Here is a 20700-nt window from a genome sequence, read left to right as displayed (position 1 = left end):
AATGGCCGGCACGTGGCGGTCGGTTGAAACACCCGTACGACCGCCAGCCGAGCGCCTTTCCCGGTGCTTGCGCCTCCGGCCCGACGGAGGCGGCAAACCCCCGAACGGAGCCTCGACATGAACCTCATCCTGCGCAGGAGCATGCTGTCCGTCGCCGGCCTGCTGATGACCGGTGCCGCCGTCGCGGGGCCGGCCGTGGCCGCGCACGCCGCACCGGCCGGGACCGCACCCGCGGCCAAGAACGACCGCCCGGGCCAGCATCGGGTCGGCTACGAGTACCAGGCCCAGCCGAACTACTACTACTGCGGCCCGGCCTCGACTCGGATCGCCCTGTCCGCCGAGGGCAAGGACGTCAGCCAGGACGAGCTGGCCGCGAAGCTGGGCACGACCGAGAACGGTACGGACTCGGCCATCGACATCACGCGGGTGCTGAACGAGTACGCGCCCGGCAGGTACAAGACGACCGAGATCAGCTCGGACGTGGCCTCGAACGAGCAGGTCGAGCAGCTTCGGTCGGACGTGCGGGCCGCCGTGGACGCGGGTGAGCCGGTGGTCGCCAACGTCCTGGGCAGCGCGGTCGACGCCGACGGTGTGGAGCACAGCTACCCCGGCCACTACCTGACGGTCGTGGAGTACAAGGACGACGGCCACACGGTGAAGATCGCCGACCCGGCCGACCCGGCCGCCCAGGAGTACTGGATGGACGTGAAGGCGCTGGCCAACTGGATCGCGAGCCGCGGTTACAGCTCCTGATCCGGCGGCACGACGACCGAGAGGGCCGGTCTCCCAGTGGGAGGCCGGCCCTCGCCTCGTCCGCCTACTCCTCCGGCGCGATCCGCCGACGGCTCTTCAGGTCGGAGACGACGATGGCCTCCATCGGGCAGGAGTCGGCGGCGTCCAGCACCGACTGGGCCGGCGCCACCCGTTCGGCCAGCGGGCGGGACAGCCCGTCCACCAGCGCGAAGTGCCCGGGCGCCGCGCCGGCGCAGATGCCCGTGCCGATGCACCGGGCCGGGTCGACGTGCAGCCGCCAACCGACGCCGGTCTTCTCGCCGTCCGTGCTCACCCGAGCCCCCTCCCTCCGTCCCGGCCGGCGTGCCCGTCCGCGGCCCCTGGGGGAGGCGCGCACGGCTCAGACGGTGAGTCATGCCCCGACTGCGGATGGTAGCGAGGGTAATCGATGCCCGGCCAGTGGCGGGGCTGGATTTCCCGCGGGGCGGGAAAGAGGTCGGACGCGGACGGTTCCGGGCCACCGTGGGCACCCGGCGGCCCGGGAAAGCTGGGTACGGTCAGCGCGGCGAGGTGTCACCCCTGCCGGTACGCCGCTGGGCGGTCTCGATGCCCTTGTCGATCTGCCCGCGGTACCTGCCGCCGGTGCGCTTGTCGGCCTCCTCGCCGGCCTTCGCGATGCCCTCGTCCACCTGCTTGTCGTGCTTGTCGACGAAATCTCTGGCCTTGTCCATGAAGTCCCTCATCCTGTCCTCCTCCACTCGGTCCGTCCAGGAGCCTTCCCCCGCCCCCGCTGTCCTGGCCCAGTGGAGTTGACATGTGCCACTGAGGTTGGGGGTGCCGGCCCACCTATCTGCGACCTGGTCCACTGAATCTGATCAGTGGCTGCCACACTGGCGGACCGGTGAGGGATGTGGGTGGTCTTCATGGTGGCCAGTCTTCGGTCCGTGTCGGGCGGCCGTCTGGCGGATCCGGTTGAGTTCGAGGTGGGCTTCGTCGGTGAGGACGGCAGTGAGGTGCGTCGGCGCTTGGTCGAGGTGGCGGATGTGCCGTTCGAGCGGGTGCCTGCGGTTCGGTCGTTCCCGTCGTACCGGGGGCAGCGCAACTATCCGGGCTTGTACTGGTCGGCCTGCATGAGTGCTCACGTGGAGTTCGAGTCGTGGCTGGAGCGCGACGAGGCGATGGCGTTGGACTTCGACGCGTCGGTGGTTGGCTTCGCAGCACAGCCGTTCTGGTTGTGGTGGCCGAGCACGGGGCGGGTGAGGTCGCATGCACCGGATTTCTTCGCTCGCCGGCGCGATGGTGTTGGGGTGGTGGTCGACTGCCGCCCGGCGGACCGGATCGCGGCGAGGGACGCTGCGGCGTTCGCGGCGACGGCCCAGGCGTGTGAGTGGGTGGGTTGGGACTACCGGCTGGTGAGCGGGCACGACGCGGTGTGGTTGGCGAACGTGCGGTGGCTGGCTGGGTATCGGCACCCGCGTCATCTCGCCGAGCCGGTCGCGCAACGGCTGCTCGACCTGTTCGCCTCGCCGATGCCACTGATGCAGGCGGCTACGCGCGTTGGTGATCCGATGGCGGTCTTGCCGGTGCTGTTTCACCTGCTGTGGTCGCAGTTGTTGACCGTCGACATGGCGGTTCGGCTGGAGGCGACGTCGATCGTGGAGGCGGGTTGGTGACGCGGCTGCTGCGGGTGGGCGACCGCGTCGTCTTCGACGGTGCGGAGCACCAGGTGTCGGTGTTGTCGGGATCGTGGGTGCGGCTGGTTGGTCCGGACGGCACGCCGAGGGCGGTGATGCTGACGCACCTGGTCGGCTCGCCGGACTTCGACATCGTGGGCGCAGATCCCGGTGAACCGCGGACGGTTCTCGCGGATCATGTTCTCGCTGACGTCGGTGAGGACGTCGCGCGACGGGCCCGGGAGTGGGAGCGGCACATCATCGAGGTCGAGACCGGCCTCCCCCCTGGCGCGGAGCCCGGGACGGCGCCGCGAACCGAGTACGACCCGAGCCTGTGGGGCCTGCAACAGCGGGTGGCGGCGAAGGCGGAGGAGCTGTCCGCCTCCGGAATACCTGCGAGCGTGGCCACGGTCCAGCGGATGCGGCGACGCTACCGATCGGGCGGTCTGCGGGCACTGGTCGACGGCCGGTCACAGCGACCGGTGTCGTCGGTCGGTCGGGCCGACGAGCGTGTGGTCGCCGCGATCCGCGATGCGCTGGCCGACCAGCTCGTCCAGTCGACGGGCACCCGGGATCGGCTGCGGCATCGGGTGGAGAGCATCCTGACGCAGCGGCACGGGGCAGGGGTGGTGCCGCTGCCGCCGAAGACCACCTTCGGTCGCCTGGTCAACGCGTTGTCGGTGGGCCAGCATGCTTTCGGGGCGGCGACGACCCGCCGGTCGACGGCGAACCGGCCGGGCGGGCCGTTCACGGTGACGTGGGCGACGCGGCCGGGTCAGCAGGTGCAGATCGACACCACCGTGTTGGACGTGATGGTGGTTTTCGACGACGGTCAGGCCCGTCGGGTCGAGCTGACCGCGGCGGTGGATGTCGCCACCCGCACGATCTGCGCCGCGGTGCTGCGGCCGGTGGGCACGAAGGCCGTGGACGCGTCCCTGTTGTTGGCGCGGATGCTGGTTCCCGAGCCGATGCGGCCGGGTTGGGACGAGTCGCTGCGGATGGCGGCTTCCAGGCTGCCGCACCGGCGGCTGGCCGACATCGACGCGCGGATGGAGCAGGCCGCCGCGAAACCGGTCGTGGTCCCGGAGACGATCGTCTGCGACCGGGGAAAGGTCTATCTGTCCGACACGTTCTTGCGGGCCTGCCAGACGTTGGGGATCTCGGTGCAGCCGGCGCATCCCCGCAGCCCCACGGACAAGGGCATCGTCGAGCGCACCTTCGGGTCGATCAACACCCTGTTCTGTCAGTACGTCGCCGGCTACACCGGTCGGGACGTCGCTCACCGGGGCAGCCGGGTGCAGACCGAAGCGGTGTGGTCGATGGCTCAGATGCAGGACCTGCTCGATGAGTGGATCATCGCCGGGTGGCAGCAGCGCCCGCACGAGGGTCTGCTCAGCCCGGACACCGGGCGGGTGTTGTCACCGAACGAGATGTTCGCGGTGTTGGTCACCGCGGCCGGTTACGTCCCGCTGATGCTCACCGGCGACGACTACGTCGAGTTGCTGCCAGGCTCGTGGCGCACGATCAACGACTACGGCGTCCGCCTCGACGGGCGCACCTACGACAGCAAGGCGCTCAATCCCCACCGGCGCCAGCACTCCGGGGTCGCGGCCGAGCAGGGTTTGTGGGAGGTCCGCCACGACCCTTACGACCTGACCCACGTCTGGGTGCGCAACCACCGCGACGGCGGGTGGATCCGCGCCGGGTGGACCCACCTGCCGATGGTGGCTGCGCCGTTCGCGGACTTCACCTGGCGCCACGCCCGGCAACAGGCCACCTCGGGCCCGGCTGGCGAACCGGATGAGACCGCGACCGCCCGGGTGCTGGCCGACCTGCTGCGCCGCGCCGGCGAGGGCCCCGCACCCCAGGCCCCGCCAGATGAAACCGACCGGCGGGTGGCGGCCAGGACCCGGGCCGCCGCCGCCTCGCACCGCCCCCGCGTCGCTCCCGAGCCCGCCCCGAGGACGACGTCGACGAGCCCGAGGACGGGCAGGTGGACAACGTCATCCCCTTCGGCATCTTCGACGCCCGCGAGGAGGCGCAACGGTGGCTATGACCGCCGCGTTCACCCCGCCGGCCGACGAGCCGCTGACCAGTAAGGAAGGCTGGTCCCGGTGGGTCCAGCACGACCCGCGCCCGCCCGAGCTGCGCCTGGATTGGCCGCACCTGAGCCCGGTCGAACAGGCTGCCTACGACGACGCCCGCCTGGACTACCACAGTGACCTGATCGTGGTGAACACCCCGACCATCCAGGAGGTCGTCAAGACCGTTCGCCGGCTGCTGATCCTCAACCGCCGGCAGATATCGGCCCGGCGGGGGCTGATCATCACCGGCGGTGCTGGCACCGGCAAGACGACCGCCATCACCCAGCTCGGCCGCGCCCACGAACTGTCCGTCGCACTGCGCAACCCGGTGACCGGCCCACGGATCCCGGTCGTCTATGTCACCGTTCCGCCAGCGGCGACACCCCGCATGCTCGCCGTCGAGTTCGCCCGTTTCCTCGGCCTGCCCCTGGCAGCACGGTCCAACATCACCGACGTCACCAACGCCGTCTGCGCCGTGCTTTGCGACGTCGGCTGCGACCTGGTGCTCGTCGACGAGATCCACAACCTCAACCTGGCCACCCGAGCCGGAGCCGAAGCCTCCGACCAGCTGAAATACTTCTCCGAGCGGATCCCCGCCACGTTCGTCTACTCCGGCATCAACGTCGAGCGGGCCAACCTGTTCACCGGCACCCGCGGCGAACAGATCGCCAGCCGCTTCGCCACCATCGCGACCCGGCCGTTCGCCTACGGCACCAACAGCCAGCGGGAGAACTGGCAGGCCCTGGTCGCCACCCTCGAACAGGCCCTACGACTGCACCGCCACAAGGCCGGCACCCTCGCCCGCCACGGCGAATACCTCTACCAACGATCACGCGGCATGATCGGCAGCCTGTCCCACCTCATCCGCGGCGCGGCGATCGACACCATCCTCGACGGCACCGAAAAGATCACCAAGGCCCACCTCGACGCGATCCGCCTCGACCACGCGGCAGAGACAGCCACCCCCGCCCCGAGTCCTGCCCGCCACGCCCGCCAACGATCAGGCGCCGCATGAGCGCTTCGCCCACACGACGGCTGCCCATCCCCACGCCCCCGGCCGCCTGGGAGACCATCACCTCCTACCTGCGGCGACTCGCCAAGGTCAACCACACCACCGTCCGCGACCTCGAAGCAGCCATCAACGCCTCACCGGACAAGCACTCATACCGGCAAACGCGGACCCTCAGCCTCGACAAACTCAGCGCACTCACCGGCCATTCAGCCCACCAGCTCCGTCGCGCTCTGCTCGAACTTCAGCACCCAGAACCGCAATGGTGGCTGCTCCAAGCGTTCCCCCGACCCGCCTGCCCACCCTGCGCCCGCCGCCACCGAGGCGGCCCCGTCCACCGCTACTACCCCCACCACGTCACGGCCTGCGTCAAGCACAACCTCTGGCTCGGCACCCGGGCACCCGCCGCCACCGCATGGCCCGTCACCGACAACGCCATCGACATTCAGCACCTGCCAGAGATCACCTCAGCGCAGGTCCGCCACCGGCGTCTCGTTCGCCGCCACGGCCAGGTCGCGGTCCTGATCGCCACCAGAGCGGCCTTCGAATCCTGGGAATACATACACGGCCGCAACCTCGGGCACGCCCAAAGCACGCGCCTGGACGTGCTTCGACCAGGCGCGCTGCAATACCACGAGGAAGATCCGGCGTTCCACGCCGCGAACTACCCAGAGATCGTCTCCGCAGCGAGCGTCTTCGTCAGACACCAATGGCAGGCTCAAGTCACCGGCCAAGCAACCCGAGTCCACGCCTACGCTGAGTTCGGCAACTGCCTCGACTGGTCAATGCCCCGCGACACCTGGCAACCCGGCCGCCGCAGCACACTCACCGACTGGATCGATATCTATGCCCGCCCGCACCCCACCAACGGACACGGCTTCGCTTCTGCCGGCATCACAATCACTGGGCCACGACCAGCCTGGACGGTCCAATGAAAATGACATCCCCCAGGTCAAGGAGCCGAGCACATGTCAACTACGTCGGGCAAGGACACCCGCCGCACAAACCGGTCCGCCCGGGCACGGATCGACGCCGCCGGCGAACGGCGACGGGGGGGTGGGGGCGACCGGCGGGTGGTGTCGGAGCGGCGCGGAGCGGGTACCGACCCCTGGCCGGATCGAGGAGGGCCGAAGTGGTCGAGGACGGTGCCGGGCGGACGCCCGAGACGACGCCGGCCGGGAAGAGCGTCCCGGCGCGCCCGACGCCTGTGGGGAGGCCCGCCGGAGCGAGCGGTGAGCCCAGCCGGCTCGCGGCCGGCCCCCGGCAGACGTGGGCCGCGCTACCCTGGCTGGTCCGCTCGGCGGTGGTGTGGAGCGCCTGCCTGGTGGTGGTCGCCGCGGGGCTCTACCTGCTCGGGAAGACAGCCGCGCTGTTGGCCCCGCTGGCCGTCGCGCTGGCCGCGGCCCTCTTCCTCACCGCGCTGCTCGATCCGGTGCTGCTCCTGCTGCGCCGGCTGCGGCTGCCGCCCGCGCCGGCCGCGCTGCTCACCGTGCTGTTGCTGCTCGGGATCCTCGTCGGGGTCGGTGCGCTGGTGTGGAACCTGACGGCGAGCCAGTTCGAGGAGCTGCGTCAGGAGCTCGGGCAGGGCCTCGAACGCGCCCGCGACTTCGTCACGTCGACGCTGCCGCTCACCGACGAGCAGTTGGACCGGCTGGTCCGGCAGGCCCGGCAGGGGCTCGGCGCGGGCGCGCCCGACGCGGTCGGCGGCGTCCGGACGGCCGCGGAGACCGCCGGCTTCGTCCTGTTCGCCCTGGTGCTGCTCTTCTTCCTGCTCAAGGACGGCCGGTCGATGTGGCAGTGGACGCTGCGCCGGATGACCGGGCCGAACCGGGAGGTCGTCGCCGAGGCCGGCCGGGTGGGCTGGCGCACGCTCGGCGCGTACAGCCGGGGCACGATGATCATCGCGGCGATCGACGCCGTCGGCATCGGCCTGGCCCTCGTACTGCTCGGCGTGCCGCTCGCGCTACCGCTGGCCCTGATCACCTTCCTCGGCGGGTTCGTGCCGATCATCGGGGCCACGCTCGCCGGGGCGGTGGCGGTGCTGGTGGCGCTCGCGGCCAGGGGGCCCGGCGTCGCGCTGCTCACCCTCGCCGCCGTGGTCGCGGTGCAGCAGATCGAGGGGAACCTGCTGGAGCCGTTGGTCATGAAACGACAGGTGCGGCTGCACCCGGCGGTGATCCTGGTGGCGGTGACCGCCGGCACGCTGATCGCCGGCATCGCGGGGGCGTTCGTCGCCGTGCCGGTCACCGCGGTGGCGTACCGGGTGGTCGACACCGTGCAGCGGCATCGGCGGGCCGCCGCCGAGGACCCGTCAGGCTGACCGGCGAGTCGGGCCCCCGGACGGGTCAGCCCGACGGGCGCAGGTGGGTGGCGAACCATTCGGTCGCGGCGTCGGCGACCTGCTCCAGGGTGCCCGGCTCCTCGAACAGGTGGGTCGCGCCGGGCACGATCCGCAGCTCGCCGACCGCGCCCAGCTCGACCATGGCCTGCTCGTTGAGCGTGATCACCTGCTCGTCCAGGCCGCCGACCAGCAGCAGCGTCGGGGCGCGCACCTGGGACAGGGCCTCGCCGGCCAGGTCCGGGCGCCCGCCGCGGGAGACCACCGCGCGTACCCGGTCGGGGCGGGCCGCCGCCGCGACCAGGGCCGCGGCCGCCCCCGTGCTGGCCCCGAACAGTCCCGCCGGCAGCCGGCCCAGGGTCGGCTCGCCGACCATCCAGTCCACCATCGCGGCCAACCGGTCCGCGAGCATCCCGATGTCGAACCGCAGCTCGGCGGTCCGGAGGTCGACCCGCTCCTCCTCGGGGGTGAGCAGGTCGACCAGCACCGTGGCGAGCGCCTGCCGGTGCAGCACCCGGGCGACGGCGACGTTCCGCGGGCTGTGCCGCGAGCTGCCGCTGCCGTGCGCGAAGAGCACCACGCCCGTCGCCCCGTCCGGGACGTGGACGTCGGCCGACAGCCGCGCCTCCCCCGCCGGGATCGTGGTCTCGCCCCCGCGGGTCGTCGTGCCCGCCCGTCCGCGCGTCGCCATCCCGCCTCCCTCTCCGCCGGTCCGGTCGCTGCTTGCATACCCGTCCCGAGGGCCGGGATTCGCGCGTTGCCTTGACACCGGCGGCAAGGTTTAGCGTGGCGGTCGGGGACGGGCGAAGGAGGTCGCATGCTGATCGGTGAACTGGCCGAACGCGCCGGAACCAGCACCCGGACGCTGCGCTACTACGAGACCCAGGGGCTGGTCCGGCCCCAGCGCTCGGCCAACGGCTACCGGGTGTACGACGAGGCGGAGCTGCGGGTCGTGCACGAGATCCGGGCGCTGCTGGCGGTCGGCTTCGGCCTGGACGACATCAGGCCGTTCGTCGCCTGCCTGCGGGCCGGCCACCCCTCGGGTGACGTCTGCCCCGACTCCGTGGCCGTGCTGCGCCGCAAGCTCGCCGAGGTGGACGCCTACCTCGACCGGCTCGGCGCGGTGCGGCGCCAACTGCACGACCAGCTCGCCCAGGCCATCGCGCACCGGGAGGAAACATGCTTCAGGAATCGGGGACACGCCCGCTGACCGCCGTCACCGACGCCACGTTCGCCGAGGCGGTGCTGGCCGCCGACCGGCCCGTGGTGGTCGACTTCTGGGCCGAGTGGTGCCCGCCCTGCGCGGCGGTGTCGCGGAGCCTCGCCGAGCTTGCCGGCGAGTTCGGCGAACGGCTGCGCGTCGTCACGCTCGACACGGACGCGAACCCGGCGACCACCCGGGCGTACGGGGTGATGTCGCTGCCGACCCTGCTGGTGTTCTCCGGCGGCGAGCTGGTCGGCTCGATCGTCGGCGCCCGGCCGAAGAACCACCTGCGGCTGAGCTTCACCCGCCACCTGGAGCCGTGAGCGCGGCCGGCGGTGGCCAGGAGCGCCACCCGTTTGCGGGCGGGCCGATCGGGAAGGCCCGGGGTGACCGCAGCACCGGCGCAGCCGCGCCCCGACGGATCGCGAGGATCGTCATGGGTCGACAGCAGGACAGGTCCAGGCAGCAGACCGCCGAGCGGGAGCGGCGGGAACAGGACGAGGAGCGCGGCCGGGACTGGGCGGACGAGGCGGCCCAGGCGCGCACCGCGGACGATCCGCGAACGATGGCGCCCCACGACGCGGCCGGACGCCCCTCCAACGGCCGGCAGTTCTGACGGCCGTCGCCCCGGGCTGGCGCCCGACGCCCGTCCGGGGCGGCAGCGCCACGGCGGCCGGGACGGCGCTCAGCTGCCCTCCTCGGGCAGGTGGGGCAGGGGGGCGCGGCCGGGAGGCTGCTCCGGCTCCGGGCCGGGCGGCCCGGCCGATGGCACCGGCACGGTGACCGGCTCGGCGAAGGTCACCCGCACCTTCTCGCCGTGGTGCCGCAGCTCCAGCATGTCGCCCTCGTGGCCGTGCCGCAGCGCGTACGTCGTCTGGTGTGGCCGGACGTCGACGCGCAGCCGGATGCCGCGCCACTGCAACGAGAACTCCAGCCGGTTGAGCCGGCTCGGCAGCCGGGGGGCGAACGCCAACTGCCCCTCGTGGTCGCGCAGCCCGCCGAAGCCGGCGACCAGAGCGATCCACGCCCCGGCCAGCGAGGCCATGTGCACCCCGTCGCGGGTGTTCTCGTTGAGGTCGTGCAGGTCCATCAGCGCGGCCTCGCGCAGGTACCGGTGCGCCAACTCCAGGTAGCCCACCTCGGCGGCGATCACCGCCTGGGTGCACGCCGACAGCGACGAGTCGCGCACCGTACGCCGCTCGTAGTAGAGGAAGTTGCGCCGCTTCTCCTCCTCCGTGAACGCGTCCCCCCGCCAGTGCATGGCGAGCACCAGGTCGGCCTGCTTGACCACCTGCTTGCGGTACAGGTCGAAGTACGGGTAGTGCAGCAGCAGCGGGTACTTCTCGACCGGGGTGTGCGGGAAGTCCCACTCCTGCAGCCGGGTGAAGCCCTCCACCTGCTCGTGCACGCCGACCTCGTCGTCGTACGGCACGGTCATGGCGTTCGCCGCGTCCCGCCAGGCCGCCGCCTCGTCCTCGGTCACCCCGAGGTCGAGCGCCTGGTCCCGGTTGCGCATCGCGCAGTCCGCCGCGGTCAGCAGGTTCCGCTGCGCCATCAGGTTGGTGTAGATGTTGTCGTTCTTCACCGCCGTGTACTCGTCCGGCCCGGTCACCCCGTCGAGGTGGAACCGGCCGTTGCGGTCGTGGTGGCCCAGCGAGTGCCACAGCCGGGCCGTCTCGACGAACAGCTCCAGGCCGATCTCCCGTTCCAACTGGGCGTCCCCGGTGACCAGCACGTACCGGCGCAGCGCGTCGGCCACGCCGGCGGCGATGTGGAACGCGGCGGTGCCCGCCGGCCAGTACGCCGACGACTCGGGCCCTTCGATGGTGCGCCACGGGAACGCCGCCCCACGCAGGTTGAGCGTCCGGGCCCGCTCGTGCGCCTGCTCGAGCGTCGAGTACCGCCAGTGCAGGGCGTCGCGCACCGCCGTGGGCTGGGTGTAGGTGAGCACGGGCAGCACGAACATCTCGGTGTCCCAGAACGCGTGGCCGTCGTACCCGGGGCCGGTGAGGCCCTTCGCGGAGATCGGCCGGCGCTCGGCCCGGGTGCCCGCCTGGAGCACGTGGAACAGCCCGAACCGCACCGCCTGCTGCACCTCCGGGTCGCCGTCGACCCGCACGTCGGCGGCGTCCCAGAACTCGTCGAGGTATTCCCGCTGCTCCCGGCGCAGCCCGTCCCAGCCCTCCAGCCGGGCCGCGGCGAGGGCCGCGCCGACCTGGTCGCGCAGCGCCGGCAGCGACCGTTTGCTCGACCAGCCGTACGTCAGGTACTTGACCACCCGCAGCGCCTGGCCCGGCGCGAGCACGCAGCCCACCGTGTAGCGGACCCAGTCCTCGTACCCCTCGGTGTCGATCGTGGTGTGCTCCGGGCCGTGCACGTCGTGGTCCATCGCGGCGGCCACCCGCAGCCCGCTGACCTTGGTCCGGTGGATGAGCAGCCCGCCGTCGTCGGTGGTCAGCTCCTCCTCGGCCTGCAACGGCGACTCCAGGACGGCCGCCACCCGGGGGTCCCGGCTCTGCGCCGGCAGCGACTCGTTCGCCACCAGCTCGGACTGCAGAATCAGCCGCAGCGGCCCGTCGACGGCCTCCACCTCGTAGTTGATCGCGGCCGCCGACCGCTGGGTGAACGACACCAGCCGGGTGCTGCGGACCTTCACCTCCCGCCCGGCCGGGGAGCGCCAGTGCACCTCCCGGTGCAGGGTGCCGGCCCGCAGGTCGAGGACCCGCTCGTGGGCGAGCAGTTCGCCGTACCGGACGTCGAGCGGCTCGTCGTCGACCAGCAGCCGGATCAGCTTGCCGTTGGTGACGTTGACGATGGTCTGGCCGGACTCGGGGAAGCCGAAACCCGCCTCCGCGTACGGCAGCGGGCGCAGCTCGTAGAAGGAGTTCAGGTAGGTGCCGGGCAGGCCGTGCGGCTCGCCCTCGTCGAGGTTGCCGCGCAGGCCGATGTGCCCGTTGGACAGCGCGAACACCGACTCCGACTGAGCCAGCACGTCCAGGTCGAGGCGGGTCTCCCGGACGTGCCAGGGCTCCACCGGATAGGCGCGCTCGCGGATCATGCCGGCGCCTCCCCGTCGATCAGCTCGGCGAGGTCGGTCACCACGACGTCCGCGCCGTGCGCCCGCAGCTCGTCGGCCTGGCCCACCCGGTCCACGCCGACCACGTGGCCGAACCCGCCCGCCCGGCCGGCGGCCACCCCGGCCTGCGCGTCCTCGAAGACGGCGGCGTGCTCCGGCGCCACCCCGAGCAGCCTGGCCCCGGCGAGGAACGTGTCCGGGTGCGGCTTGCCGCGCAGCCCTTCGGCGCGGGCCACCAGCCCGTCGACCCGGACCTCCAGCAGCGGTTCCAGCCCGGCCGCCGCGACCACCTCCCGGCAGTTCGCGCTGGCCGACACCACCGCGCGGCGCAGCCCCGCCTCGGCCGCCGCCCGCAGGTACGTCACCGAACCGGGGTAGACCTCGACCCCGTCGGTGCGGATGCGCCGGAGCAGGGTGGCGTTCTTGCGGTTGCCCACCCCGTGGACGGTCTCCGCGTCCGGCGGGTCGTTCGGCGCGCCCTCGGGCAGGGTGATCCCCCGCGAGGCGAGGAAGGAGCGGACCCCGTCGGCCCGGGGCCGGCCGTCGACGTACCGGTTGTAGTCGGCCCCGGGGTCGTACGGCCGGAACGGCTCCCCCGTCTCGGCGGCGCGCCGCCGGAGGAACGCGTCGAACGTCTCGGCCCACGCGGCGTTGTGCACCCGGGCGGTCTGCGTCAGCACACCGTCCAAGTCGAAGAGACAGGCGGTCACGTGAGCGGGTAGGCCCAGCACGGTACGAATCTATCCACCGCCCGGACCCGGCAAACCCGATTCGGGCGTCAACGGTTCGGGCGCAGCGTCCAGACCACGGTCATCGCGCCCGTCGGCGTGCCGTCCTCGGTGGCGATCTCCACCTCGACCGGGAACTCGGGCCGCTGGCCGGCCTCCAGTTCCGCGATCACCTCGGGCGCCGGCCGGCCCAGGCGCGCGGTGGCCCGCACCGGCCCCATCGCCAGCTTCCGGTACGCGATGTCCGCCCGCACCGCCAGCGGCACGGCCCGGTCGAGCAGCTGCCCGAAGGCGGCCATCACCACCGTGCCGGAGGCCGTCTCGCCGAGGGTGAACATCGCCCCGGCGTGCGGGCCGCCGACGTGGTTGTGGACGGCGGGCGAGTCGGGGAGCCGGACCACGGCCCGCACCCCGCCCTCCGCCTCCGGGGCCACCTCGACGATCTCGAAGCCGAGCGTACGGGCGAAGGGCACGGCCTCCAGCAGGCCGGCCGCGACCTGACGCGAGTCGATGGTCATGCCCGCACGCTACTCTTCGGTAACTTGGCGGGCAAGGGGCCGTCGCCGGGGCCCGCCACCCCGCTCCGCGGCTCAGCGCCAGCCGACGTCGATCCGGTCCCCGCGCTCGTCGAAGAAGTGCAGGGCGTCCATGCGTACGGTGAGGGCCAGCGGGTGCCCCGGGGAGACGGCCGGGTACGGCGCGAGCCGCACCGCCAGCTCCGCCGCGCGTCGGTGGTGCCGGCCCGGGTCGCTGAGCACGCTCGTCCGGGGCTGGCGTGGGCCGGCTCGCCGGGCAGGTCGGCGCCCCGACCGGTGATCCGCTGCACGACCTGGCCGAAGCGCCGCAGGCCGCGCTGCCCGCCCGGGGCCCCGTCGACCGGGCCGGCCATCTCGTCGACCACGACGGCGGTGGCCCCGATGTCGACGAAGGCCAGCGACTCGTGTCCGTGGTGCTCCAGGTAGCGGATACGGCCGCGGAGCACGTCGCCGGGGGCCTCCGGGGAGACCGGGGTGAGCGCCTCGGCGCGCATGCCGACCACGATCCGCTCGCCGTGGTAGTGCGCGACCGCCCGGCTGCGGATGTCGTTCCAGGGCAGGTAGAGCGCCTGCTCGCCGAGGTGGAGCGCGACGTACCGGTCGAGGTGGACGTAGACCGACGCCTCCAGCAGGTTCATCCGTGGGCTGCCGAGGAACGCGGCGACGTAGAGGGTGGCCGGGCGCCCGTACACCTGGGTGGGCGTGCCGACGTCCTGGAGCACGCCGCGACGCATGATGGCCACCCGGTCGGCCATGGTCAGCGCCTCGGCCTGGTCGTGCGTGACGTAGATGGTGGTGACGCCCAACTCGCGGGTCAGCCCGGAGATCTCCGCCCGCAGCTCCGCGCGCAGGCCGCTGTCGAGGTTGGACAGCGGCTCGTCCATCAGGAACAGGCCGGGCCGCCGGACGATGGCCCGCCCCATGGCCACCCGCTGCCGCTGCCCGCCGGAGAGCTGGCTGGGCTTGCGGGCCAGCATGTCGCCGATGCCCAGCGCGCTGGCCACGTCGGAGACCCGCTCGCCGCGCGGCGCCGGATCGACCCCGGCCAGCCGGAGCGGGAAGGCGAGGTTCTCCTCCACCGACATGTGCGGGTACAGCGCGAAGTCCTGGAAGACCATGGCGATCTTCCGGTCCCGGGGCGGCACGTCGTTCGCCAGCTCGCCGTCGAGCAGCACGGCGCCGGAGCTGGGGTCCTCCAGGCCCGCGATCATCCGCAGCACGGTGGACTTCCCGCACCCGGACGGGCCGAGCAGAACCAAGAACTCACCGTCGTTGACGTCCAGGTTGACGGCGTCCACGGCGACGGTCCCGTCCGGAAACACCTTGGTCACATCCTTGAGCGCGACGGTGGTCACCGTCACCTCCCACAGCTCGTCGGCCGAACCCCGAAAGAATGTGACCGGTACCATGCGCCTCGCGCATCGGGTGAACGTGCCATGTTCAACCCGTAACGGACCTATTACGCCGACCCTGACCGTCCGTGAGGACCGTGAGGTCAGGCCGGCTCGCCGAGGAAGACCCGGCGGACCACCCGCTCGGCGGCATACCCGTCGTCCAGGCCGCAGAACCTCGCCCGGAACCGCCGCCGGGCGGCGTCCGCGGCGTCGGAGTGGACCGCCCCCGAGCGGAACAGGTCGAGCAGGGCGGGAAAGCTGGTCGCCACCGCGCCCGGCGGCTCGCCGAGCAGGTCGAAGTAGACGCCCCGGGCCAGCCGGTACGCCTCCCAGTCGGGCGCGTAGACGACGATCGGCCGGTCCAGCACGGCGTAGTCGAACATGGCGGACGAGTAGTCGGTGATCAGCAGGTCGGCGGCGAGGTACAGGTCCTCGACCCGGTCGTGGTCGCTGACGTCCAGCACCCTCGTGCCGCCGGCGCGCAGCACCGGCCCGACGCCCCGGCTACGCCGGCCCCGGTCGTGGAAGTAGTGGCTGCGCACCAGCAGCCGCCCGGCCGGGCCGAGCACGTCCAGCAGCAGCCCTGGGTCGAACGGCGGCCGGTAGCCGGGCAGGTGTTCACGGTGCGTCGGGGCGTACAGTGCGACCCGCTCGCCGGGGGCGAGACCGAGCCGGGTCCGCACCTCGCGTACCTCGTCGGGGCCGGCGGTGACCAGCCGGTCGTTGCGCGGGTACCCGACCTCCAGCGTGGTGTACGCGGCCGGGTACGCCCGCTCCCACATCTGCGTGGAGAAGGCGTTCGACGAGACGCTGAAGTCCCAGCGGTCCACCCGGCGCAGCAGGTCGGCGAAGTCCATGCCGACCGCGCCGACGGGGTACCGCTGCTGGTCCAGCCCCATCACCTTGACCGGGGTGCCGTGGTGGGTCTGCACGTGCACCGAGCCCGGCCGCTTGCGCACGAAGTCCGGGAAGTTGACGTTGTTGACCAGCCATCTCGCCCGCGCCAGCGCCCGGTGGTACGCCAGGCTGCCGGCCACCACGTACTCCACGCCCGGCGGCAGCGAGTCCAGCCGGTCCCGCCGTACGACCCACACCCCGCGCACCTGTGGGGCCAGCCGGCGGGCCGCCTCGTAGACGGCGGCGGGGTTGCAGGCGTAGCCGCGGTACCAGTACGCGGCGTACACGGCCAGCGTCGGGTCGATCGGCCGGGCCAGTTCGGCCCGGTAGTACTCGCGCAGCACCGCGTCCCGGCCCAGCCGGGCGGTCCGGCGGGCCACCGGCGCCAGCCGGCGGGCCTGCCGCCGGGCCGCGTCCCCGGCCTGGGCGGCCGCCCGCAACGCGCTGAACGTACGCCACCGGCCGGCGGCGACCAGTCGGTGCTTGAGCCCGTCCACCCCGTCCGGTACGGGGCAGCCGGCGGGCGGCCGCCAGCGGGCGTGGTCGGCGGTGATCCGGGCGAAGAACGCGGGCCGCAACTCGGGGGCGATCCGGTCGCCGTTGCCGAGCACCGTGAGGTAGTGCCAGATCATCCGCTCGAAGACCGCCGGGCGCAGGTCCTCGATCCCCCACTCGTCCATCAGCGCGAACACCCGGTGCCACTGGGCGAACACCTCGAAGTGCCGGTTCCCCCGGGTGCGGGTGATCGCCCCCGCCCGGCGCTGCCGGTAGTTCAGGCAGACCCGGTCCAGCACCCCGATCCGCTCGGCGGCCATCAGCACGGGGTAGCTGAACGGCACGTCCTCGTACCAGCCGGGCGGGAAGCGCAGCCCGAGCTCCGCCAGGAACCGCCGGCGGACCAGCCGGTTCCACGCCGTGTGCAGCAGGCGCATCGCCTCCGGCCGCTCGCGCAGCCGGAACGTCTCCGGCCCCGGCGGGTCCGGGAACACCTCGGCCAGCGCGCTGTCCACGACCCGGTTGTCCCAGTGCACCCGCACGTGGTCGACGAGCAGCACGTCGGGGCGGGTGGCGCGGAGCCGGGCGGCCACCTCCGGCAGGCAGTCCGGGGCCAGCCAGTCGTCGCCGTCGACGAACCAGACGTACTCGCCGGCGGCCAGGTCCAGCCCGGCGTTGCGGGCCGGACCCAGGCCGACGTTGCGCGGCAGCCGGACGGCGCGGACCCGGTGGTCGCGGTCCGCGTACTCGGCGAGGATGTCGCCGCTGCCGTCCGGCGAGTGGTCGTCGACACCGATCACCTCGACGTCGCCGACCGGCTGCCCGAGGATCGAGTCAAGGCACTCGCGCAGGTACGCCTGCACCCGGAAGGCCGGTACGACGAAGCTGATCAGCGGCATCGCCCGGCCCCTCCGTCAGCCCGGGGAGCGGACACCTCCGACCGCCGGGGCGCCCGCGGCCCGCCGGGCGCGCGCGGGCAGGACGACCCAGGCCAGGACCACACTCCCGACAAAGACCACGAGCAGGTACGCACCGAGTGTAGCCGTGGCGATCCCCGCGAAACCGGCGATCGCGGCCACGGCCAGCAGCACCGAGCGTCCGTCCCAGCCGAGCGTCGCGCCGTGCAGCGGCGGGGCCGCCTGGCGCTTCTCCAGCCGCGCCGTCAGGTCGTAGTGGTGCAGGGTGAGCACGAGGACGTACCCGAAGACCAGCCAGGCCGGGACGCCGCCGACCACGCCGACCGCGATCGCGAACAGGTACTCCCCGGCCCGCAGCGCCGCCGGCACCAGCCAGTCCAGCGGCCCGTTGTGCGCCGCCCCGGCGCCCAGGCCGGCGAGCAGCAGCACCAGCAGGGCCACCGGCAGCCACCAGCGCAGTCCGGCCGGGTCGCCGTCGCCGCTCGCCCGCAGCAGGGCCGCCACCAGCAGCGCCGCCGGGCCCAGCGCGCCGATGACCGCCAGCGTCAGCGGGCCCATCGGACGCAGCGCCGGCAGCCGGGCGGCCAGCGGGCCGTCGTCGCGGTGCAGGGTCGCGTCCACCGTGTCCAGCACCGGCACCCACATCCAGCGGGCCCGCAGGGTACGCAGCGCCCCGGTGTACGCGAACGCGAGCACCCCCCAGACCAGCACCGCGATCAGGCTGACCCGCGGGCCGAACAGCGCCACGGTCAGCGCGATCAGCGCCCAGCGCTCCCCGATCGGGAACACGACGGTCCGCTTCAGCCAGTACGACAGCGACCCCGTGTCCGCCTGCACCCGGGTCGACGCGGCGTTCAGCCGGTCGCCGATCCCGCCGCCCCCGGCACCGACCGTCTTCGGCCGGCGGGCCGCCTCGTCGTGCAGCACCCCGTACCAGGTGTCGGTCATGTGCCGGACGGTCTGCAGCGTGATCGCGGCGATCGCCAGCGCCCAGCCGTACCGGAACCCGGCGTGGGTCGCCCCGAAGCCGAGGCCCGCGTAGACCATGTATTCCTTGGCCCGGTCGGCCATGGTGTCCAGCCAGCCTCCCCAGGCGCTGAAGTGCCGGGTGTAGCGGGCCACCTGCCCGTCCACGCAGTCCAGCACGAAGCCGAGGTAGAGCAGGACCGCGCCGGCGACCAGCGCGGGCCGCCCGCCGCCGACGGCGAACAGCGCCGCGGCGGCCACCGCGAACGCCACCGAGATCATGGTGACCGCCGTCGGGCCGAGCCCGAGCCGGGCCGCGGCCTTCGTCACGTACGGGGACCAGGTGCTGACGAAGAAGGTCGTGAAGAAGTCGTCCTTCTCCTTGACCGACAGCCGCAGCTCGACCCGGTCCTCGTCGACCCCCGCCAGGGCCGCCTCGGCGGCGGCCAGCCCGGCCGGGTCGGCGACCCGGTGGGCGACGAGCAGGCGTACCCGGTGGGCGAAGGTCAGGGTGCCGAGCGCGGCGAGGCCGGCGAACAGCCGGTCCACGGCGGGCTCTGCCGGCTCGGCCGACGGACCGGCCGAGGCGGCCGACCCGGCGGCCACGGCGGCGGCCCGGGCGGCGGCGGCCCGGGCGGCGGCGGCGAGCACCGGGAGGTCGTCGGCGCCCACCCGCAGCGCGCCGCCGAACACCCCGGTCGCGCCGTCGAGCCGGCCGGCCGGCCCTGCCTCGACCACCTGGCCGCGCTCCTCGCGCACGGCGGCCTGCCCCGGGGCCGGCGGGTCGGTCAGCACGAGCGCCACCGTCGGCCCGACCGGACTGGTGGCCAGGTGCCGCAGTACGGCGGTGTGCGCCACCAGGTCCGCCCCGCTGACGACGACCGGCCCGGTGGCGGCGTCCACGAGGGCGGCCACCTCCGTCAGGCAGGCGGCGTGCCGCACCTGCGTCGCCCCGGCCCGGCGCCACTGGTCGGCCAGCCGGTCCGCGAGCGCGCGCCCGTCGCTCGTCGGCAGGCCCGCGGCCGGATCCCCGACGGCGAGCACGATCGCGAGCGTCACCGCGGGACCGCGGTGTGGTACGCGTCCAACGCCTCGGCGATCGTCCCGTCGACGGTCAGCCGCCCGGCGTCTAGGTACAGCCCTCGACGGCAGAACCGGGTCAGATCCTTCTCGTTGTGTGACACCAGCACCAGTGTGCGCCCCTCCCCGAGCAATCGGTCGATCGTCGCATAGCACTTCCGCCGGAACTCCGCGTCCCCGACCGCGGTCACCTCGTCCATGAGCAGGATCGGGTGCGGCAGGTGGGAGATGATGGCGAAGCCCAGCCGAACCTTCATGCCCGACGAGTAGTGCCGGACCGCCGTGTCGATGGCCCGCTCCACCTGTTCGCCGGCGAAGGAGACGATCTCGTCGAAGTGCCGCCGCAGGTAGCCCGACGACAGCCCGTGCAGCCCGCCGACGAGATACAGGTTCTCCCGTCCGGTCAGGTCGTTGGAGAAGCCGGCCGACAGCTCCAGCAGCGGCGCCACCCGTTCCCGGACCCGGATCCGCCCCTCGTCGGGGATGAGCACCCCGGCGATCAGCCGCAGCAGGGTGCTCTTGCCGGTGCCGTTGCGGCCGATCACGCCGACGGTCTCGCCCGCCGCGATCCGGAACGAGACGTCCCGCAGCGGCCAGAACTGGCCGGACGAGGCGGACCGGCCGCCGCGGTGGATGAAGAACTCGCGCAGCCGCAGCTGCCGGCGGCGGTTGCGGACGAACCGGATGCCGAGGCCGTCCGCCTCGATGATCGGCTCGGCCATCACAGCTCCTTGAGCACGGCGGGTTCGAGCCGGCGGAACGCCCACCAGCCGGCGAGCAGCACGAGCAGGCTCAGCGTGATCGAGGTGGCCAGCAGCCGGGCGTCCGGGAACTGGTCCGGGTACCAGATCGCGTGGTGCAGCTGGAAGATCCCGACCAGCGGATTCAGCTCGTACGCGAGCTTCACCCAGCCCGGCGCCGCGGACTCCCGCACCAGGCTGAGCGGATAGATGATCGGGGTGGCGTAGAAGAGCAGCCGGATCACCAGCCGCATGAACCGCTCGATGTCGCGCATCAGCACGTTCGCCGCCGACAGCAGCAGCGCCAGCCCGACCAGCAGCACTCCCTGCACGACGACGGCGAGCGGCAGGGCCAGCAGCGACCAGCCGGGGTGGATTTTCCCCTGCGCGGCGTACACCGCGGCGATGGCGGCCAGGATCGGCAGGCCGGCGGCGTACTCGGCGAACCGGCCGGTGATCCGCCCGATCGGGAAGACCTGGCGCGGGACGTTCATCGTGGTGATCAGCCGGGCCTGCCCGGTGAGCGCGTTCGTCGCCTCACTCAGCGCGGAGCTGGTCCACATCCAGGCGAAGATGCCGGTGATCAGGTACAGCGGGTACGACGCGGCGGCCTGCCCGAGGTGGCGGCTGGTGTCACCGGAGTAGAGGACCCCGAAGACGAAGAAGTAGATCGCGCCCATGCCGAGCGGCTCGATCAGTGACCAGAGGTATCCGAGCAGCGACTGCTGGTACTTCACCGCGAGGTCGCGCTTGACGAGGATGCGCAGGGAGTTGCGGTGCGACCACAACGCCCCGACGCCAGACGTCACCGTCGCCTCCTCCTGAACGGGC

General features: G+C 72.9%; 19 protein-coding genes and 1 pseudogene. 9 read left to right on the top strand and 11 right to left on the bottom strand.

What is annotated here, in order from left to right; all coding sequences use genetic code 11:
- Window positions 1-117 precede the first annotated feature (117 nt).
- Window positions 118-753, top strand: a complete 636-nt coding sequence (locus JD77_RS14950; RefSeq protein ID WP_145774943.1) for a C39 family peptidase — start codon at window positions 118-120, stop codon at window positions 751-753.
- Window positions 754-817: 64 nt separating this feature from the next.
- On the opposite strand, the gene JD77_RS14945 is transcribed toward JD77_RS14950, so the two are convergent.
- Together JD77_RS14945 and JD77_RS14940 are read right to left on the bottom strand one after the other, a co-directional pair.
- The gene (locus JD77_RS14945; protein ID WP_145774942.1) at window positions 818-1066 is read right to left on the bottom strand and encodes a ferredoxin; all 249 of its coding nucleotides are present in this window, start codon (window positions 1064-1066) and stop codon (window positions 818-820) included.
- Between the two features lie 223 nt (window positions 1067-1289).
- The gene (locus JD77_RS14940) at window positions 1290-1475 is read right to left on the bottom strand and encodes an antitoxin (RefSeq protein WP_145774941.1); all 186 of its coding nucleotides are present in this window, start codon (window positions 1473-1475) and stop codon (window positions 1290-1292) included.
- Between the two features lie 201 nt (window positions 1476-1676).
- Here JD77_RS14940 and JD77_RS14935 point away from each other — a divergent pair, with 201 nt between their 5' ends.
- From JD77_RS14935 to JD77_RS14915, 5 genes are all read left to right on the top strand, one after another.
- A complete protein-coding gene (locus JD77_RS14935) occupies window positions 1677-2405 on the top strand; it encodes a TnsA-like heteromeric transposase endonuclease subunit (protein ID WP_246140673.1) in 729 nt (242 codons plus the stop codon).
- Window positions 2402-4504, top strand: a complete 2103-nt coding sequence (locus tag JD77_RS14930; RefSeq protein ID WP_246140672.1) for a Mu transposase C-terminal domain-containing protein — start codon at window positions 2402-2404, stop codon at window positions 4502-4504. The genes JD77_RS14935 and JD77_RS14930 overlap by 4 nt, the downstream gene beginning before the upstream one ends.
- Window positions 4458-5504: a TniB family NTP-binding protein gene (locus JD77_RS14925; protein WP_145777596.1), complete on the top strand. Its 1047-nt coding sequence runs from the start codon at window positions 4458-4460 to the stop codon at window positions 5502-5504. Before JD77_RS14930 ends, JD77_RS14925 begins: the two co-directional genes overlap by 47 nt.
- Window positions 5501-6433, top strand: a complete 933-nt coding sequence (locus JD77_RS14920) for a TniQ family protein (RefSeq protein ID WP_145774939.1) — start codon at window positions 5501-5503, stop codon at window positions 6431-6433. The genes JD77_RS14925 and JD77_RS14920 overlap by 4 nt, the downstream gene beginning before the upstream one ends.
- Before the next feature lie 272 nt (window positions 6434-6705).
- Window positions 6706-7818, top strand: coding sequence for an AI-2E family transporter (locus JD77_RS14915; protein ID WP_145777595.1), 1113 nt, complete (start codon window positions 6706-6708; stop codon window positions 7816-7818).
- Between the two features lie 25 nt (window positions 7819-7843).
- Here the strand turns inward: JD77_RS14915 and JD77_RS14910 are convergent, their stop codons facing one another.
- A complete protein-coding gene (locus JD77_RS14910; protein ID WP_145774938.1) occupies window positions 7844-8527 on the bottom strand; it encodes a dienelactone hydrolase family protein in 684 nt (227 codons plus the stop codon).
- A gap of 126 nt (window positions 8528-8653) precedes the next feature.
- Here JD77_RS14910 and JD77_RS14905 point away from each other — a divergent pair, with 126 nt between their 5' ends.
- The 3 genes from JD77_RS14905 to JD77_RS14895 all read left to right on the top strand — a co-directional run bounded on the left by JD77_RS14905 (window position 8654) and on the right by JD77_RS14895 (window position 9656).
- A complete protein-coding gene (locus tag JD77_RS14905) occupies window positions 8654-9046 on the top strand; it encodes a MerR family transcriptional regulator (RefSeq protein ID WP_145774937.1) in 393 nt (130 codons plus the stop codon).
- Complete coding sequence (locus tag JD77_RS14900) at window positions 9016-9363, top strand: thioredoxin family protein (protein ID WP_145774936.1); 348 nt, start codon at window positions 9016-9018, stop codon at window positions 9361-9363. Before JD77_RS14905 ends, JD77_RS14900 begins: the two co-directional genes overlap by 31 nt.
- A gap of 113 nt (window positions 9364-9476) precedes the next feature.
- Entirely contained in the window at window positions 9477-9656 is a 180-nt protein-coding gene (locus JD77_RS14895; protein ID WP_145774935.1) for a hypothetical protein, read from the top strand.
- A 69-nt stretch (window positions 9657-9725) separates the two neighbouring features.
- On the opposite strand, the gene JD77_RS14890 is transcribed toward JD77_RS14895, so the two are convergent.
- The 8 genes and pseudogenes from JD77_RS14890 to JD77_RS14855 form a co-directional block, all read right to left on the bottom strand.
- Complete coding sequence (locus JD77_RS14890) at window positions 9726-12098, bottom strand: glycoside hydrolase family 65 protein (RefSeq protein WP_145774934.1); 2373 nt, start codon at window positions 12096-12098, stop codon at window positions 9726-9728.
- Window positions 12095-12847: a beta-phosphoglucomutase family hydrolase gene (locus JD77_RS14885; protein ID WP_145774933.1), complete on the bottom strand. Its 753-nt coding sequence runs from the start codon at window positions 12845-12847 to the stop codon at window positions 12095-12097. Before JD77_RS14885 ends, JD77_RS14890 begins: the two co-directional genes overlap by 4 nt.
- 47 nt (window positions 12848-12894) lie before the next feature.
- Window positions 12895-13362, bottom strand: a complete 468-nt coding sequence (locus JD77_RS14880; protein WP_145774932.1) for a DUF4442 domain-containing protein — start codon at window positions 13360-13362, stop codon at window positions 12895-12897.
- A gap of 72 nt (window positions 13363-13434) precedes the next feature.
- Window positions 13435-14735: pseudogene (locus tag JD77_RS34735) on the bottom strand (ABC transporter ATP-binding protein).
- Window positions 14736-14875: 140 nt separating this feature from the next.
- A complete protein-coding gene (locus JD77_RS14870; protein ID WP_145774931.1) occupies window positions 14876-17065 on the bottom strand; it encodes a bifunctional glycosyltransferase/CDP-glycerol:glycerophosphate glycerophosphotransferase in 2190 nt (729 codons plus the stop codon).
- A gap of 15 nt (window positions 17066-17080) precedes the next feature.
- Window positions 17081-19108 carry a DUF5941 domain-containing protein gene (locus tag JD77_RS14865; RefSeq protein ID WP_145774930.1) on the bottom strand — a complete coding sequence of 676 codons (2028 nt, stop codon included), beginning with the start codon at window positions 19106-19108 and terminating at the stop codon, window positions 17081-17083.
- Entirely contained in the window at window positions 19105-19851 is a 747-nt protein-coding gene (locus JD77_RS14860) for an ABC transporter ATP-binding protein (RefSeq protein WP_145774929.1), read from the bottom strand. The genes JD77_RS14865 and JD77_RS14860 overlap by 4 nt, the downstream gene beginning before the upstream one ends.
- A complete protein-coding gene (locus tag JD77_RS14855; protein WP_145774928.1) occupies window positions 19851-20678 on the bottom strand; it encodes an ABC transporter permease in 828 nt (275 codons plus the stop codon). The genes JD77_RS14860 and JD77_RS14855 overlap by 1 nt, the downstream gene beginning before the upstream one ends.
- Window positions 20679-20700: the final 22 nt, after the last annotated feature.

It is taken from the genome of Micromonospora olivasterospora, assembly GCF_007830265.1.
Classification (GTDB): domain Bacteria; phylum Actinomycetota; class Actinomycetes; order Mycobacteriales; family Micromonosporaceae; genus Micromonospora; species Micromonospora olivasterospora.
The sequence above is the reverse complement of the archived record's forward strand: the minus strand, read 5'-3'. Positions and strand labels throughout refer to the sequence as shown.

Bases quoted from the DNA above. Each gene is read 5' to 3' on its own strand.
- JD77_RS14950 (WP_145774943.1), top strand. From the start codon at position 118: ATGAACCTCATCCTGCGCAGGAGCATGCTGTCCGTCGCCGGCCTGCTG.
- JD77_RS14940 (WP_145774941.1), bottom strand. From the start codon at position 1,475: ATGAGGGACTTCATGGACAAGGCCAGAGATTTCGTCGACAAGCACGAC.
- JD77_RS14925 (WP_145777596.1), top strand. From the start codon at position 4,458: ATGACCGCCGCGTTCACCCCGCCGGCCGACGAGCCGCTGACCAGTAAG.
- JD77_RS14920 (WP_145774939.1), top strand. From the start codon at position 5,501: ATGAGCGCTTCGCCCACACGACGGCTGCCCATCCCCACGCCCCCGGCC.
- JD77_RS14910 (WP_145774938.1), bottom strand. From the start codon at position 8,527: ATGGCGACGCGCGGACGGGCGGGCACGACGACCCGCGGGGGCGAGACC.
- JD77_RS14905 (WP_145774937.1), top strand. From the start codon at position 8,654: ATGCTGATCGGTGAACTGGCCGAACGCGCCGGAACCAGCACCCGGACG.
- JD77_RS14900 (WP_145774936.1), top strand. From the start codon at position 9,016: ATGCTTCAGGAATCGGGGACACGCCCGCTGACCGCCGTCACCGACGCC.
- JD77_RS14895 (WP_145774935.1), top strand. From the start codon at position 9,477: ATGGGTCGACAGCAGGACAGGTCCAGGCAGCAGACCGCCGAGCGGGAG.
- JD77_RS14890 (WP_145774934.1), bottom strand. From the start codon at position 12,098: ATGATCCGCGAGCGCGCCTATCCGGTGGAGCCCTGGCACGTCCGGGAG.
- JD77_RS14880 (WP_145774932.1), bottom strand. From the start codon at position 13,362: ATGACCATCGACTCGCGTCAGGTCGCGGCCGGCCTGCTGGAGGCCGTG.
- JD77_RS14870 (WP_145774931.1), bottom strand. From the start codon at position 17,065: ATGCCGCTGATCAGCTTCGTCGTACCGGCCTTCCGGGTGCAGGCGTAC.
- JD77_RS14860 (WP_145774929.1), bottom strand. From the start codon at position 19,851: ATGGCCGAGCCGATCATCGAGGCGGACGGCCTCGGCATCCGGTTCGTC.